Annotated in this window: 10 protein-coding genes and 1 pseudogene; 7 read left to right on the forward strand and 4 right to left on the reverse strand. The window is 48.9% G+C overall.

Going from position 1 to position 16,264, the window contains the following annotated elements; all coding sequences use genetic code 11:
- Window positions 1-343: 343 nt before the first annotated feature.
- A complete protein-coding gene (gene hyoA / locus KJF94_RS08855; protein ID WP_214382658.1) occupies window positions 344-4,687 on the forward strand; it encodes an NACHT domain-containing antiphage protein HyoA in 4,344 nt (1,447 codons plus the stop codon).
- 271 nt (window positions 4,688-4,958) lie between these two features.
- Window positions 4,959-5,039, forward strand: coding sequence for a hypothetical protein (locus KJF94_RS30130; RefSeq protein WP_250548301.1), 81 nt, complete (start codon window positions 4,959-4,961; stop codon window positions 5,037-5,039).
- Window positions 5,040-5,210: 171 nt separating this feature from the next.
- On the opposite strand, the gene KJF94_RS08865 is transcribed toward KJF94_RS30130, so the two are convergent.
- The 3 genes from KJF94_RS08865 to KJF94_RS08875 form a co-directional block, all read right to left on the reverse strand.
- On the reverse strand, window positions 5,211-5,417 hold the full coding sequence (locus KJF94_RS08865) for a hypothetical protein (RefSeq protein WP_214382660.1): 207 nt from the start codon (window positions 5,415-5,417) through the stop codon (window positions 5,211-5,213).
- A 95-nt stretch (window positions 5,418-5,512) separates the two neighbouring features.
- The gene (locus tag KJF94_RS08870) at window positions 5,513-5,839 is read right to left on the reverse strand and encodes an antitoxin Xre-like helix-turn-helix domain-containing protein (RefSeq protein WP_214382662.1); all 327 of its coding nucleotides are present in this window, start codon (window positions 5,837-5,839) and stop codon (window positions 5,513-5,515) included.
- Window positions 5,840-6,122: 283 nt separating this feature from the next.
- Entirely contained in the window at window positions 6,123-6,749 is a 627-nt protein-coding gene (locus tag KJF94_RS08875) for a hypothetical protein (RefSeq protein ID WP_214382664.1), read from the reverse strand.
- Window positions 6,750-7,684: 935 nt separating this feature from the next.
- Between KJF94_RS08875 and KJF94_RS08880 the strand changes: the two genes are divergently transcribed.
- A complete protein-coding gene (locus KJF94_RS08880) occupies window positions 7,685-8,290 on the forward strand; it encodes a hypothetical protein (protein ID WP_214382666.1) in 606 nt (201 codons plus the stop codon).
- A gap of 95 nt (window positions 8,291-8,385) precedes the next feature.
- Here KJF94_RS08880 and KJF94_RS30135 read toward each other — a convergent pair.
- Window positions 8,386-8,682 (reverse strand): annotated as a pseudogene (locus KJF94_RS30135) (DUF7693 family protein).
- A gap of 1,861 nt (window positions 8,683-10,543) precedes the next feature.
- On the opposite strand from KJF94_RS30135, the gene KJF94_RS08885 reads away from it, so the two are divergent.
- The 4 genes from KJF94_RS08885 (at window position 10,544) to KJF94_RS08900 (ending at window position 16,260) form a co-directional block, all read left to right on the forward strand.
- Window positions 10,544-11,014: a hypothetical protein gene (locus KJF94_RS08885; RefSeq protein ID WP_214382668.1), complete on the forward strand. Its 471-nt coding sequence runs from the start codon at window positions 10,544-10,546 to the stop codon at window positions 11,012-11,014.
- A gap of 429 nt (window positions 11,015-11,443) precedes the next feature.
- Window positions 11,444-13,138, forward strand: coding sequence for a hypothetical protein (locus KJF94_RS08890; protein ID WP_214382670.1), 1,695 nt, complete (start codon window positions 11,444-11,446; stop codon window positions 13,136-13,138).
- 439 nt (window positions 13,139-13,577) lie between these two features.
- Window positions 13,578-15,743: a hypothetical protein gene (locus KJF94_RS08895; RefSeq protein ID WP_214382672.1), complete on the forward strand. Its 2,166-nt coding sequence runs from the start codon at window positions 13,578-13,580 to the stop codon at window positions 15,741-15,743.
- Window positions 15,724-16,260 (forward strand): hypothetical protein, encoded by a 537-nt coding sequence (locus KJF94_RS08900; protein ID WP_214382674.1) that lies wholly within the window; start codon window positions 15,724-15,726, stop codon window positions 16,258-16,260. Before KJF94_RS08895 ends, KJF94_RS08900 begins: the two co-directional genes overlap by 20 nt.
- Window positions 16,261-16,264 lie beyond the last annotated feature (4 nt).

Consider the following 16,264-nt stretch of genomic DNA (forward strand, 5'->3'; position numbering starts at 1 on the left):
TCTGGGAAGCTATGGGGATCAAAACTTTCACCCCTCTCGCACCAGCGCGCATGTCATGCGCAGCACAATTATTATTTGGGATAATGACATCGAAGGGCTAGATCTGCCGGAGGATCAAATTACCCCACGTTTGGAGATGGCGAACTGTTGACATTTTCTGCGTTATCGAACTGCGTTAGCGCCATGACACATCAACGCAATGAGGCCGCGCTCGTCATCAGGCGATTGCGGATACGAGTCGATCTCCCGATAGAGGTCACCGGCCAAGGTGGCATTTCGAGTAGGATGGTAGAGCCCCTTCAGCCCGCGTCGGGGCTGCTCCTGACCTGCTTTGAGACTCGCTATGACCAAGCACTCGGACGCCTTCATTGACCTTGATCGCACCTTCTCCCAAATCCCTCTTGATGCTGATGCGTCTGACGATGTCGACCTAAGCGGTAGGCATAGCCGGCATGGAGAGCTCCGCTGGCCTGACTTGCTAACTCATAATCGGGTGATACTGCTGTCCGAGGCGGGATCAGGTAAAACCGCTGAGATCCGAAACGTCGCTTGCCAGCTCCGGAGCCAAGGAAAAAATTCATTCTTTCTTCGTATTGAGAACGTAACTTCAGACTTGGAGGACGCCTTCGAGGTGGGGACGTTTGATGAGTTCGAGAGCTGGCTCGATTCAGGCACCGAGGGCTGGCTGCTGATGGATTCAGTCGACGAGGCTCGGTTAAATGATCCGAAAGATTTCGAGCGCGCAATCCGAAAACTTGGCCGATTGACCCAAAACATTGTGGCCCAGGCGCACATAATCATCACTGGACGAAGCACAGCATGGCGCGCAAAGACAGATCTTGAGATCTGTGAAAAGGCTTTTGCGTTTGGGCCCGTAGCTCGGCAAGCTCCTTCCACAACAACAGATGGTTTTGAGGACGTTGTGCAAACGGTTCCATACAAAACGGAGCCAGATACGTCGTTCCTCCTGGTGACGTTGGACGACATCCATGACGAGCAGATTGATCGCTTCTTAAATGCCACTGGCGTCCAAGACATCAAAGCGTTTCGAGCCGCAGTTGAGCGCAAGGAAGCATGGTCGTTAACCACGCGCCCCTTGGACTTTCTGGAACTCGTCGACTTTTGGCTCGAGCACCATCGAATAGGCTCGCGCTTGGAGCTCATGAGAAGCAGCATTAATCGCCGCCTTGAAGAGCGTGATCAAGATCGTGCCGAATCTAGACCCATTGCTCCAGATAGGCTCAGAGAAGGCGTACGCTTAATTGCAGCAGCAACAACATTAGGGCAAACGTCTGCGATCCGCGTCCCTGATGGTGAGACGAATAAAAGTGGGATTCCCATTCGCGACGTTCTGACGGATTGGAATGACACAGAATCAGCAGCCTTGCTGAATCGACCAATTTTCGAGCCGGGCATCTATGGAACGGTTCGTTTCCACCATCGTACTGTCCGAGAATACCTAACAGCGGAATGGCTCCACGAACTCATCTGTGGCGCAGGTTCGCGGGTCAAAATCGAGAACTTGTTCTTCCGTACACAATATGGGCTGGAGGTTATCAATCCTTCAATGCGTCCAGTTCTACCTTGGTTAGCGCTGTTGGATGATCGCATTTGTACACGGCTGGAGGAGGTTGCTCCGGAGGTATTTTTTGAGGGCGGCGATCCTGGGCAGCTCCCGCTGAGTACACGCCGTAGAGTGCTGCGCAAGGCGTGCGAGCACTTGGCTCAGCCGGCTCACAGCTGGACGATGACTGACTATTCAGCCGTACAGCGATTCGCGCACCACGATCTCACTGAAGACATCAAAGAACTACTGACGCTTTACCGTAGCAACGATGACATCGCTTGGTTCCTTTTAAGAATGGTATGGCAGGGCGAGGTGGTGGGTGCACTTGCAGAGACTAAGCAATTTGCCCTAGATGCTAAGCACAAACATACTCGTTTGGCAGCAATCCGAGCTGTTATCGATCTGGGGACGGCCCAAGATATAGCCGAAGTGCGCCTGGCGCTGCTGGTAGGAGACTCCAAGGTTAACCGGGAATGGTTAGCTGAGCTGCTTGATGGGCTTGCGCTCGATAGTCAATGGCTACCTTGGCTGCTACAGGCAATCGAGAGAAGCGCGAAGAAGGAGCGCTATAGCGGTAGGGATGCCCTGGCTTTGAAGCTTTCTTCCCTGGCAATGGATTGTCCGCTAGAAAACTTGCCAGCCATCATATGCGGACTCGGTGTGCTTTTAGACAAGCCTCCAACTGAACAGCACGGTTTCAGCGCTATCTCTAAGAGGTACGGCTGGCTAGCCGAGATAGCTGGTATGGCAGTGCTCCGTTTGCTCCAGGCACGAGACCCGTTTGCGCTTGATGACTCGGCCCTCGCGATTCTGAGCAAGCTGGCCCAAGCGCACATTTACGATGAGCGAGATACTCGAGAGCTCGGAGAAAAACTCCGGGAGATCGTGCCTACTTGGCCGGAGCTTGACTACAAGCTGTTCTGGTATGACGTTGGACTAGCTCGTAACGGTCGAGTGCATCGCGGTGAACCTGTAATTCACGTCTGGCAGCTGCTTGGTTTCCGGCCATTCTGGTCGCTGAATAGGCAAAACTTCAGCCTCGCCTGCGACAACATCGCTAGCCTCACGAACATGCATGATCGGCTGATGGCGCTGAGTCTGGCTTTCAACATTTACACGCAGCATGACAAACCATCCTCTTGGGAGATTCAGCTCAGGCAAGCAACTGAGTTTCAAGACGAGCTTCTCGAGAAGCTTGAGATTTTGTTAAATCCACCGGAGCGAAAAGTTGAGGAGTGGGAGATCCAGCAGGCTCAGTGGAAAGAGGAAGCAGCCCAACGGAAAGCTGAAGAAACAGAGCATCGTCGCTCTTGGCAGGAGGGGCTCGCCGCCGATGTGGCCCTGATAAATAGCCCCCAGCCAAGCGTAATGACTCGAAGCCAATCTTACCTAATGGAACGCATGCGTGAAGGCTCATCGTCGTCAAATACTTGGAGCAGCGGCAATTGGCAGTCGCTTATAACTGAGTTCGGCCTGCCAGTTGCCCAAGCGTTTCGTACCGGCGCTGTTAATTTCTGGCGGGGCTATTGCCCGACTCTGCCATCCGAGGGGGCTCCTGCCAATTCGACCCCATACCAGGTGATTTTTGGCTTGACTGGGCTCGCTATTGAAGCGAAAGAGGAGCCATCGAGCTTCTCGCAGATGTCAGCTGATGACGTTAAGTACGCAGCTCGCTATGGGTTGCTTGAGCTGAACGGCTTTCCGGAGTGGCTTCCCAGGCTTTTCGAGCTACACCCGCGTGTTATCCAAGAAGTCGTACTGCGTGAAATCAATTACGAGATGGATGCGCCACGTTTGGAGTTAGGCGGTAATTGGGTGTTACAGAGACTGCGTTGGGGTGGGGGCTGGATGTACGAGGAGCTTGCTGCTCCGCTCATGCCTCGGCTGACACAGCACATAAGCGACCTTGAGTCGCTCCAGCTCGTGCTAAGCATTGTGCAGGAGTCATCGGTCGCTGATGAGTTACTGGCCGAGCTCGCCTGCAAGCGTGCCGTAGAAGAAGTCAATTCGGAGATTGCGCCGACTTGGTATGCCGTGTGGGTTGGAGTGGAGCCGGCACTTGCTATCCCGGCATTAGTAGCTCGCATCGACTCGTTATCTTCAGATGAGGAAAAAACCACATTTGCCATGCTTTGCCTGATTGCCATTGTCGGAAGCCGCACTGCCAGCCGTTGTCGGCAGAAGTACAAAACGGTTGAGCATGTCAAATCGCTGTATCTGCTAATGCACACATACATACGTATTGCAGAAGACATTGACCGTGCAGGAAAAGGAGTCTATTCGCCAGGACTTAGGGACGATGCCCAGAATGCTCGTGATGGGCTTTTAGCCTTTATCCGAGAGACGCCTGGGAAGGAATCATTCCTAGCATTGCAGGAAATCGCACAGGCCCACCCTGCGGAGCGACTACGTCCCTGGAGCGCATTCTACGCTCAGCAGAAGGCTACGGCCGACTCCCAGACTCCTCCATGGGAACCATCGAAGGTCGTCGAATTTCACAAATCGCTGGAAAGCACGCCATCCACCAACCGTGATCTCTGGAATCTGGCAATCGATCGTCTTCTGGACTTAAAGCACGATTTAGAAGATAGCGACTCCAGCTACGCAGAAATTTTGCTCCAGACAAATCAGGAGACGTCCATTCGGAAGTTCATCGGTAAATGGCTGAGGGATCATGCTGCGGGACGCTACGTCGTGCCGCAGGAAGAGCAGCTTGCCGATGACAAGCGCCCTGATTATCGATTCCAAAACAGTCAGTACTACGCGCCCGTGCCTGTCGAACTTAAGCTTTCGCAGAACTGGAGCGGCCCCGGGCATTTCGAACGACTTGAGAACCAACTCTGCGGGGATTACCTCCGTGACATAAGCTCAAGCTGCGGCATCTTTTTGCTGGTGAACCATGGAGGTCAGGCCGCGTGGGAGACGCCCACCAAAGGCCGGGTCGGGTTTAATGATCTAGTAATCGCATTGCAAGAGCACTGGCTGGCCATCGCATCGAAGTTTCCTAACGTTGAGGACATCAAGGTCATCGGCATAGACCTCACCAAGCGAGGAGGAGCGGCCGCGATCAAAGCCATCGAGGCGAATCAGGTGGCGGCTGATCAGAGCGATGGAGAATGAGAACAAGCGAGGCAGACCTGCTTGACCAAGAGTGTCAAAGGCGGCGGAGTTTATTGGGGTTCCCGTCGAATTGCTCGACCAGATAGCGACCCTGGTTCAGATGCCGTGTGCGGATATCTCCCACGCTATTTGAGTGTCGCCCACGACGTTGGCGCGCAGGGCAAAAGGCCGCTTGAAAACAGCTAAAAGCGATCGTCTGGTGGCATTGATAGCTGTGTTTCAGCAGGCCCGTTCCCTATTCGAAAACGATGCCACCGCTGCCGCAAAATGGATGAGCTCGCCGGTGCAAGGTTTAGGGTTGAAGTGGCCTCTAGACATGTTGAGGACGAGGGTAGAAATAAACGCTGTTTGAGTGAGCTGATGGGTAGGCTCGAAAGGGGAGTACTGGTGTGAGGCGATCCGATATCGTTTTCCAGGTTTAAGTCAATCCGGAAAAAGGTCGCTGAGCACGATGCAATGCTGTCCTGCCATCGCTCCTTCGAGCCAACGGCTCGGCTCAGTACGCGACATAAATCGCAAATGGTCATCGCACGAATCGTTTAAGTGATTGCCGATTCGCTATTACTTTTTCTCGAATCTCGTCGGGATCGATCGACATACCGCCGTCTGGTGTCACGCGCAGAGATTTCAGATTGTTGAGGGCAGCTATGAACGCCCGATCTCTGGCTTGCTCTTGGCCAGATCTGTTGTCTCGACAAACAAGTCCTATCAATCGACCGAACCACTTCATGCCGCACTCCTGATTTCGTGTTCAATGGCAGCATTTTCAGCGATGTGCAGGAGATATTAAATGAGTGAGCGAGTAGCAGCCAGATATTGGACGACCTACTCCAGTCCCGTTCGGCATGCGATGAGATCACGTGGTCGACCACTCAGACCACGATTCTTGCTGCTTAGCCAAACCTTTGCATTTTGCTCGGTTCCTACAAGCGCGAGCAGTGACTGATACAACTCGACGAAAAGCAAGGCCCGGCTCCACGCTTCAGTACCCGGTTGAAGCAGTTCATGGCCGTGACGTAGACGCAGCATCGTGGAAACCTGCTCGCCCAAGACAGCTGATAGTTCTGTGTCATCAAGCCCCAGCTCTTCGCCAGCTTGGAAAAATGCTTTGCCAAGTACAGCGGTTTCAGAGCTCGATGTGACTGATTTCATGCTCCACCATATGGTCTGTAACGCAATTTTGTGCTCTGTAACGCTGCTTACGTTACAGCGCACAAAGCTATGTTACAGACCCCAGAAGGCGAGGACGAGGCGGGCAAGCGGAGCGCGTAGACGTGAGGATGAAAGCCCGCAGGGCCAGGCCAACGGCGAGTATCGCCGGGCCTGGTTCACGACAGCCGGCCCGGCAGGGCAGGCAAAAGATAGCCGCATATTCGTTCTCAATATCTTGCAGTTCAAGTGCGAAGGACTGGGCTTGAGCGGTGATGGGCTAGTGTTATGGAGCGCCGGTCGACTCTCTCCACAAATCCAAGTCATCATCAAATAGGTCTGGCCCAGCTCCCAGCTTTTCTGACTCAGCTTTCGCTTCGTCAACAGGAGTTGGCCCGAAGACATTTTCAGGCGTCCAGTCATCCTTGAACAAGAACATATCAGGCGTAAATTCTGTAATTCCGATCTCGTTGTTGTCCAAAATCTCGCGGGCAAATTTTCTAAATATCCTGCCTCCGTCATAGCCGCGCCCTGCATCGGTATCTTTGACAAGCAGTAGAGTCCAATCGTCATACATCACGCCGGCAGTAATTTTCTCCCAGACAAGGTGGAACAATTTGTAGTTTTCGCCGGCTAATGCGGAGTCATAAACGACGACAAGCATCCCTTTGGAGGCATGCAACAGCTTCACTGGGGAGAGAATGATCAAGATAATCGACTGCTCGATCAAATCGATCACTCTGGTGTCGGGTTGATCTTCCCAAAGCACAGCGAATTTCTGAATGCACACAGCCTCAAGTGGCATGCAGTCAGCACTGAACAACTGCTGTGTAGAAAAAATCGTGTACGCCCCTTCACCATTATGGTTGTGAGGTTGGTCATGCTCGGTATACAGCAAGCGGGAATAGATCATGAGGGACACCGTTTTGTCGAAGGGACTGTGATGAACGTCACTCCGAAGGTGGATATGCATCGACAAACAGCATGGCCGCTCGACCGGAGTTTAGGCGTCTGGCTTTTTATGAGCCGGGCAAGCGTAAAGCACCGTCATCAGATCGCTGTTGTGGCCCAGCATGGACGCTACCGAACCCGCCACCATAGGGAAGAGCTGAGTGGGTGCTGCTGGTTTAGGGGTGAAAGACTGGCGTATATCAACATGAAACTGATGAGATACCGGCTCATCACCGTTGAGTAGGGGAGGGTAGTGCTACACGCTGATCGGAGTATTTGTGTGAATGTGGTGTCGGCGCCATGCATCAATGGTCGCAATTATCAGTAGGTCGCGCTCAGTGGATTTGGTGTAGATCTGTTCGCTGTCTACCAAGGCCTGGGCATATCCCTCCGCCCGGGCCGAAGCTTTGTCAAACTCCGGAAGGGACTCTGACGATCCGATGTAATTGATGAGTCGCTCCCACGCTCTGCGCTGCCGATTGCCTTGAGTCGTTTGAGAAAACGCTATGGCGCAACTCAGGGACTTGGCAAAGTCAGTTGTCGATCGGTTCAAAATTGCTTTCTCGCTGAGGGCATACAGATGAAAAACGGATCGTTATAAAAAAACTTGAGGGCGGTCTTAAATTTTTTCAATAGCGGTAGGTGCGTGACGTCAACGAAGCAGGCTGCACGAACAATGTCAGTGCCAGTGAGCGACAAAACTGGCTGCCGCTTTCAGCTAGCGTATCAAAGTGATTTCGCGATACGCCGTACCAGCCCGCACGAACCTAAGCCACTTTCTCGCCGCCTGGTTCAGAGGCCTAAAATTCTAGCGTCCACAAATATTTCACCCTGTCGCTAAAGTTTTCCTGCACCGCGTCCGTTGTTATTTTTAAGAACAACGCATTGGTGAAATTTGTGAGCAAAACTGAAGTACAACCAGCAACGTTTTTTGCGGAGCGCGAATTTATTTGCTGGCGTGGGCGGGAACATGACGAGCTGTATTCGTGCAAGGTATCCAGAGGGGGGGATCACTATGTCAGTCTAAATTTAGACATCATGCCGTTTAGGTTTGCTAGCACCGTCGCTCAAGAAATCGCCCGCTGCCTCTACGATGCGGTGCTCGTTACCATTGGGAATTTGGCAGGATTTGTACCAACGCCTACCGCATGCGACAGCAAGCTTGAGAGGACATTTCGAAAAAGGGTGTCGGGCGAATGGAGCTACAGTGCTGATGGCCGATTCGACGGCCATGAGACAGAAGATCAAGTCTATGTTGTTGAGCTTGCGGTGGATGAGAGCGACATAACTGAGAGGGTGGGGGTCTATACCATTGAAGGCGGTGGGATAGAGCTTGTGTTCGACTTTATGGGTTATTCATTCAGCATGCTCGACGCTGTGTGGCTTGCTAACGCATTGATGAAGGCCATCGGGCGTGAACAGCTGGATACCTTGGAGACAACGAGCATGAGTTGCAGGCCTATGGCAGGCTTCTATCCAGCTGAATTCCGAATGGAGCTATAGGCCACTCTGAGCTATCAGCTGGGCTTTTTTGTGAAGTCATGTTTTCGAAGAGGCTTTGTCGGCACGTGCACTGCGGGCGAAACCTTAAGTCCGGATCAGATGCGGCGGAGCAGTTCCTCGAGCTGGCGATGCTCCGCATGGGTCAGTAGCTCGATAGGATCGGATGCATCTCTTGAGCTGAATTCGTACTCTCGGCCGTCGGGGCTGTAACAGCAATCGCAGTAATCGAGCGTACCGCAATCATTGAACAGCGTGATTACTCATCCATCTACATCGACCGTCATCAATCCGCAGTAGATTTCGTTCCAGCTGGCTGAGGTGATTCGTCGCATTGCACGCGAGGCCATGGATGCTTCGCGGAGGATTTGGCAGACTTCTCGAGCTGTGAGCATTTGTACTACCTGATGGGTCTAGTCGCGTTGCACGAGGTGCTTTAACGCATGACGACCTGCGATCACTCGCTCGCGGATTTCTTCGGGTTCGATAGACATCCGCCCTTCGGGAGTGACATGGAGTGTTCTGAGCCCGTTTACAGCAATTATGAATGCTCGCTCGCGCAGTTGCTCCGACTCAGACCGCTTGTCTCGCCATAAGAATCCAATGCACCGCCACAACCATTTCATGCCTTTTCTCATTGCTTCGATAGAGAGAAGCATCTTCGGTGACCAGCTGAAAAATGTCGTCAGCTTTTTGGTGGTGTTCGCAATTTTTCGGTGATGGCTGTTGGAAATGCTGCCGTCGGAACATCAAGAGTGAGCGACCAACCTTCAGATGAGCTTATTCGAACTGATGTCGTTTGGATTTGAAGCCCTTTGTAGAGACTTAAACGCAGCCCGCTTCGCGGAAGAAGCGACTCCATTGCACTCAGCGGTCGCGAGCGATTGCAGCTTCAGGCCGTGCGGTATCCCAAAAGGGATATCAGCTCAGTCCTGATGTCTCCCACAAGCCCTGGTAGTGGCCTAGCGCTCTCGAATCGGTAGAGCTATGTGCGGGCGACCTCCAAATAGGCTGAAGTCCATTTAATGAAAAACTACCCGTGACGGGCCGGCGTCTACCGCTCTGCACTCAACGTAAACCCCGTGCGAAAAGAAGTCGTTACTTCCGCAACGCGGGTTGTTTTCATTTCCTACACATCGAGATCGGCTCAGACCTCATGCTTCCTGGATGCTTTGGTCGAGCGGCGACCCAACGCCAAATATCCGCGACAGCTGACGCCCGTTGACGTGCCCCGGCGAAACCACCGTGCAATAGCAAGTCGTAACTTCCGCAACGCGGGCTGTCTTTTCATCCCCCACGCATCGAAATCGGCCCAGACTTCATGCCTCCTGGATGCTTTGGTAGAGCGGCGATTGAACGGAAAATGAGCTGCGACAGCTGACGCCCGTTGATGTGCATCCGGCGGAACCACCGTGCAAGAGCAAGTCGTTTACTTCCGCAACGCGGGCTGTCTTTCATTCCCTACACATCGAAATCGCTGCAGATCTAGTGCTTCCTACGTGTTGATAGGTGGGGGCTATGGGCCATTCACGCGCTGGTTTAGTCCCACGAGATCACCCTGGGTAAACAGAGCGTCGTCGGTTTTGGCGGGCCTCGTGCGGAAGATGTTGGTGTGTCGCCTGGTCGCAATTTGGTAATCGAGGTACGGAAAAAATAGGCCTTGAAGTTTTTTGGTGGCTCAAGGCACACCTTCGGTTCAAGGAAATTTTGTCATCCGACAAATGGTTCTGGAGATTTTACGAGGGCTGCTCGGAACATCCGGCGTTTGTACAGATATCGAAGTTAGGAAGAATGCATTTTCAAATGGGTCTGCGGATTACGGGCATTGACGGTCGTAATGTTTATCAGAATGTCATTGTTTCTTTTAAAGGGCTAAGTGGTTCATTGTTAAGTGGAAATTAGTCAATGTGTAAGATAATAATTTGCTCGGTTGTTTGTAAATCAGTCACTTGCGCGTTAATTTGTAATGCGAACAATTGAATTGTCTTGAAAAATTCACGAAAGTTAATTCCCTTAAAGGCGTGTTGGGCCGGAGTACTGGAAAACAATATTTTATTATATGTCTGGTTGTTTTTATTTGTGTGTGATTTGTCAATTAATAAGTATGTATGTCGATCGGCTTTTATCGTTTGTCAATATGTCGCTAATTATTATTGGGCGCGAAAATAGTGTCGTGGAAAAACACAAAAAACTTACTGGAAAAAGTTTAGTAATGGGACTAGCGTCGTAATCGAGTGACTGACTAATGAGGTGACGATGATGCTCGAGGAAACGCCAAGCGAAATTGAGCCCGCACTCACGAAAGGCGAACTGAACGCGGTGATTGCTAACGTCCTCAGAAGGGGAGACGCCATGGAGTTAGCCTTGCTCGAATTGTCCTTGGTCGGCGTAAGGATGCATGAACTCCTCACCACCCGACTCAAGGATTTCCGAGAACCGAGCGGTTTTGGCGTATTGATCCAAGGTCAAAAACGTAGGGAGGGCAACAATCTTTGTACTCTTATTTGCCCTCCTTCGAATGCGCTGAGGGCGTGGGTTCTCGCTGGTGGCATCAGGGACGGTGATTTGTTATTTCCTGATCCACACTATAAAATCAAGCCGCTCTCTGTTTTCGCGTTCAAAAAAATAGTTTCCGGCTGGTTTCGTGGCATTGATCTCGGAAGTGGCGAACATAACTTTCGCAGCTTGCGGCGCTCGCTGATTAGTAAACCCCGTAAAGATGGTTGAATTTTTTTCGGTTATTTTGCCGGATTATTCAGGCGATGGAATGTATGCGGAGGTGGCATATGGCGAGTAAAAAATCCCGTAAGGTTAGGTCGGCTCTTAGTGGGCAGCAAGTCGGTTTTTCGAGTGCTCACAAATATCCAAGTGCGGATGAAATCGAAGCGTTTGTCCTCGAGTTCGCCAGCAAGAAAAATCATAAGCCTGCCACAATAAATGCGCTCAGAAGTAGATTGCGGTTGTATTGTGAGTTTATCAAAGAACATCATCGGCATTTGTGATGGTTAGTGGAAAGTGTGCTGCTAGTTAATTTTAAGTGATTGAGTACTTGCAACGATATAAACGCAGAAGAAGAAAATTGACAACGGTCTTACTAGCGTTTCCCATCACTTACTTTCCAAGTCTATTGTGAGACTTGGATAAGAGGACGCTTTTGTGCTGAATCACCACTTGGCGCCACCAAATACCATCACTTTTACTTGGCCAGACCGTGACTGCTGCACTGGCTTTAGATCAACAAGTCTTCAATATCCTGAAGGAATGGATACTAATTGGCTTGATGCATTTATTGACTCTTTTAAAAGACTAGCGGGGAGAGGAAGCGAATCAAGTATTCTTGTATATCGTAAAGCTATGAATAGTATTTTCAATTTCATAGTGGAGTGTGGAATTGCACAGTTTCCGCCTGGTAATTGGGATAGCCATCTGCATGGCCACTTTGAATCCTGTCTATCAACTACACAAAGTCCGAAAGAACGAATGGTCGTATGGTCATATTCAAGGCAGATCTACCTTGAACTGGTGAGACAAGGCTGGATACCTAAATCTGCACATGTACCTAATAATAAAATCAGAGGTGGTTGTTTTGAGGAGCCTACCGCACCTCTTGGCGCAAACCTAGAGCGTATGGCAGTACCGCACACGCTTGACTTAGTGCATCCGAAGCACATGTTAATAGCCAGGGGGTTAGAGCTTGAGGATGATGAATACCTTTTGAAAATTAAGGGTAAATTTCAGCGTGCAACGGATGCTGTAATGGAGGGCTGTACCGAATACTGGGAAGATATGAAAAAATGCCATGAAATAGGGAGGAAATTACGTGAAACAATTCCTGAGGCGGAAATAATTCGAGTATTAAATTCCGGAGACTATTTCAAAAACGGAGTTCATTTGGCTGAGCCTGATGCTCCAAATGGTTTGGCTTGGACACTAGCCATTGTTCATTGGTACTTGACTACCGGCCCTGGATTTATTGCATTAAATATTACGGAACTATCCAAAGCTCCATTTTTTAGCGAGATAATGTGCAGTGACTACAACAACAATCGCTTCTCTAAGCGCTTGCAAGATGTTGCGGGCCACATGCCAGCGGGCACATCATCTTCGGAATATCTCACAAGATTGCTTGGGTTGTTATCTATGCGGGACTGCGCAGTGGCCTCCTCGATCTTGATTATGGAAAATCCTTCTTTTACCAGTATGTCACTGACAAACTGCGACCTTTATACCCAATCAGGACGTTACTATTTAAGGGCGAGAGATGTCAACTGCTTCTCGGTTTTTAGTGTATCTAAGCCAAGAGCTTCTAGAAGAAATATGTCAGCCCTCTCGTCCCTCAGTGAGATGATTATAACCGACGTCATAAAACTCACGGTTATAATTCGTGCACGTCTCAAAGCGGAAGGGAAGAAGAACTGGCGCAAGCTATTTTTATTCGCATCCAGAGAAAAGCTTGGTTCGTCACGAGGCATGGGGAACGCAATGTGCGGTACAAAACGTTATCGCGGATCGACTGTATTTACTGCGATAGAAGATCATCTAAGTCGCGTAAATATTGAGGTTAGCGGTTTTACCCTGAGCGCATTGAGAACAGCTCAGGGGTTGATATGTTTTTTAGAATGCGGAAGTTTAAATAAAGTAGCAAGTCTCCTTGGTAATACGGTGCGTACTGTCAGAAAATATTATATTCCTTCATGGCTCATTGTGCACTGGGCTAGCCGTATTATTCGCTTGATGCAACAGAAGCTCATAGTCATTGCCACTGACAGCTTTCCATGGCAGTTGGAAGCAACGGATTTCGAACCGAGCAACAGTTGCGCATATTTATCGCGAAAATGCTGCTTTCAATGAAATATGGGGATGCATTCAGCCAGTTGATCCAAATCAAATTGGCACGATATATAAACTCCAACAATGACTGTTTTCAATCATTTTTTGAGGCCGATATTGCAATTAAGTTGGATGTAGAGAGTATAGCCGCCATACATGCATATGCTCTTGTATTCGACAATTCGATGCAGCAAGCCACTAGCAATTTAGCGACAGCGGGTCACGAATTGATAATTTCCAACAGATCCATATGCGATTTGTCAAGACTGATACATGGAGCGGTCGATATAATCGATAAGGACTTGTCGAGTGCAGAATCGGCTGTATTGGAAAAAATTTCCGGGGACAGCGTGTCGCGGTTTCAACACGTGCATTCAGAAGCCACGCAAAAAATTGATTTTTATGTAGAACGGTTTAAAAACTGTAAACAATAATTTGGAGTGATGAAAGGGATATCTTAATGCCAAAAGCGACGAAGTCCATCGATCCATACGTTCGAGTGGATATGCTATTGAAGCAAGCTCGAGAAAGAAATAACTCTGAAAAGAGACCGAGTTTCGAAGCGAGGTGGCTTATCAGTGGAACAATTGGTAGCAGTATTTGGACAACCACCTCGCCAGGATCTGACGAGATTACAACCATCAATTTCGATCGGGTGCTCAGTGATGGATCAAAGCTTACGGACGAATCTAATTCTCTGGTTCTCCGGGCAATCCAAGTCTGGGCATTCAACTTGAGGATGGGGGCAGTGGTTGATTCTCAGTTTTCACCTCAAAGATGGCACCGATTTATTGATTACTCTGTGAGATTATCAAGTTGGCTCGTAAGGCATAAAGAAAGATTTTTGCCAGAAAAATACGCATTTGGGTTGGTAACTTTGGATGCCATCGAGGAACTTTTAAAAGAATTGATTAATGGAGGTTGGTCACAGGCCCTTTGCGTAAAAGAACGTGTCTTGGAGTTTTTTCATGAGGCTACCGGCAACCTAACACCGATCGAAATTCTGATAGACAATCCTGATGGTCTGTCAGAAGATTTCAAAGATGCAGTAATCTCGTGGCTAAGATCAAATTATGGTTACAGTTACCGTAGATTGAAAGCTGGTCTGTTAGGTGCTTCTGTATCTAGAAAATTTCTAACAGCCAATTTTGGAATCGGCAGCGCTGGTATGTCGGCTAATTTGAAAGCTTTTTTTCGGCAGTTTGAACCTAAACTTCATGGAACGTTGTTAGTGCCAGCACGTAGCGTTAGACGCTATCCGAGCCAGAATACAATCGGAATTGCTGAAATTGATAAGGGTGGCCTTAAAGAAAACCACTTGCTCGACGAAATTACTTTTCTATCGTATTTTTTTACTGCTCACCCCCAGACCTACGATTTAATCCCTTTCCTGGAAATAAATAAAAAAAGGATAGTATCTGAGTTATATCTATCAATTTCGCGAGGGTCGCATACGAAACTTATTCCGTTAACTATTGGCCTGCACGCCATCAATCAGGCTGCAAAATGGGTAATCATATACGGGGAAGCCATAATTTCTGCTGCTATATATTATGCTGAGGAGTTCGAAAAGATTCACTACTCCACTACACTGAATCATCAGTACCAAAAAAAGAAAAAGCTTTTTGAGGCCACAAAACATCAGTGGACTTATATAGATCCTTGCAGTGGCGAAGTCTGCTCACTTTGCGATGTTCTAAATATTCAAACACCAGTAGCCAAGAGTGTTTCTGTGTTAGAACCGGATTTGCGCACTATGGTAGAAGCATTTGTCGGCGCTTGTGCTGTTCTTATTGCAATCCTTAAACCAATTCGTAATAAAGAGCTTTGTAATTTAAAAAGGGACAGCTTGGCTATCAATCCATTGTTCGGTGGGTGCTATTTAGAGCATCTGCAAGGTAAGACGGGCGTTATGGGGATCAATTTTCAAATAGCGCGGGATATTCCAAGTATTACTGCAAGGGGCATCCAGTTACTTCAGGTGCTCGGCTCTCGTCTTTCCACGATCTACGGTGACAGTACTGATCATGCAAAGGATCTATTTTATCTACCCGGACTTGGTTTCAAAAAACCAGGCAAAAAAACAAATTCTGCTCAGACAAATCGGTGCATTGACAGGTTTTGCGATCTGATAAATATACCTTTGGATAAAGCCGGCCGTAGATGGTATTTGCGAGTTCATGAAATGAGGAAGTTTTTCCTCTTAATCACAAACCGTCACCAAGGCCCTCTGGTAAATGAAGCGCTACGGCATGCCGCCGGGCACAATAATCGCGCTCACCTTTACGCATATATAGCTCTCGATGAATATGATGATGACTATCTTCGGTTTGAATCGGAGTGTGTCGATGAAAAATTGATTAATTTGGAAGTTGGTAGGATAGATAAGACTAAGAACGAAGGGCTAGTTAGCCTTTATGATGTATGTTGTAAGCATTTCAAAGTTAGCAGTCTTTCATCGATCAATGCTTCTGACATCCTCAACCTTTTGATGAGTTTGCGCCTAAATAAAAATTACGAGATTAGCACCTGTGCAATAGTTTCAGCGGATTATGATTCCGAAGTTTTGGAGATAGAATTCGCGATTCGGATAGGGAGTAAAGTGGATGAGAGCTTCCACACTTAATAATTACCGGGAGAGGACTGCTTGGTTGCGGAAAGTTAAAGCTGGCGAGACTAGAGTTGATCATAAAAATTACAAGTATGTTGCATCCATCAAGGAGTTCTGCAAAATGAAAGGAGACTCATTCGCTATCATTGCTTACAATTCTCTTAAAAGTGCAGCCAGCCACGGGGAAGTCGGTGATGATAGAAATGATATTTGTTGGCAGGAATTTAAATTATTGTTTAGTCAAGTCAAAGATGTGGTCGATATTTCGATTGTCTCAGTTGCGCCGGTACTTCCGAATGCGCATGTTTTGGCGGAGCTAGCCCTGTTGGATGCCCATATTTGCTCAATGGCCTATATAGAGTTGTTGTGCTTTTTATCGAGCTTGGCAGGCACTATTACCACCAATCCGAATCTTGCTGCGGATAGAGTTCGTATACAACTAGAGATTAGCAAGGCCAAGTTTAAATCTGTCATTTCTCATGCCAGTAACTATGACGGCGCAAAGCCTTGTCTTACATTAATAAAAAAATAGGGTT

It is taken from the genome of Pseudomonas hormoni, from assembly GCF_018502625.1.
GTDB classification, from domain to species: domain Bacteria; phylum Pseudomonadota; class Gammaproteobacteria; order Pseudomonadales; family Pseudomonadaceae; genus Aquipseudomonas; species Aquipseudomonas hormoni.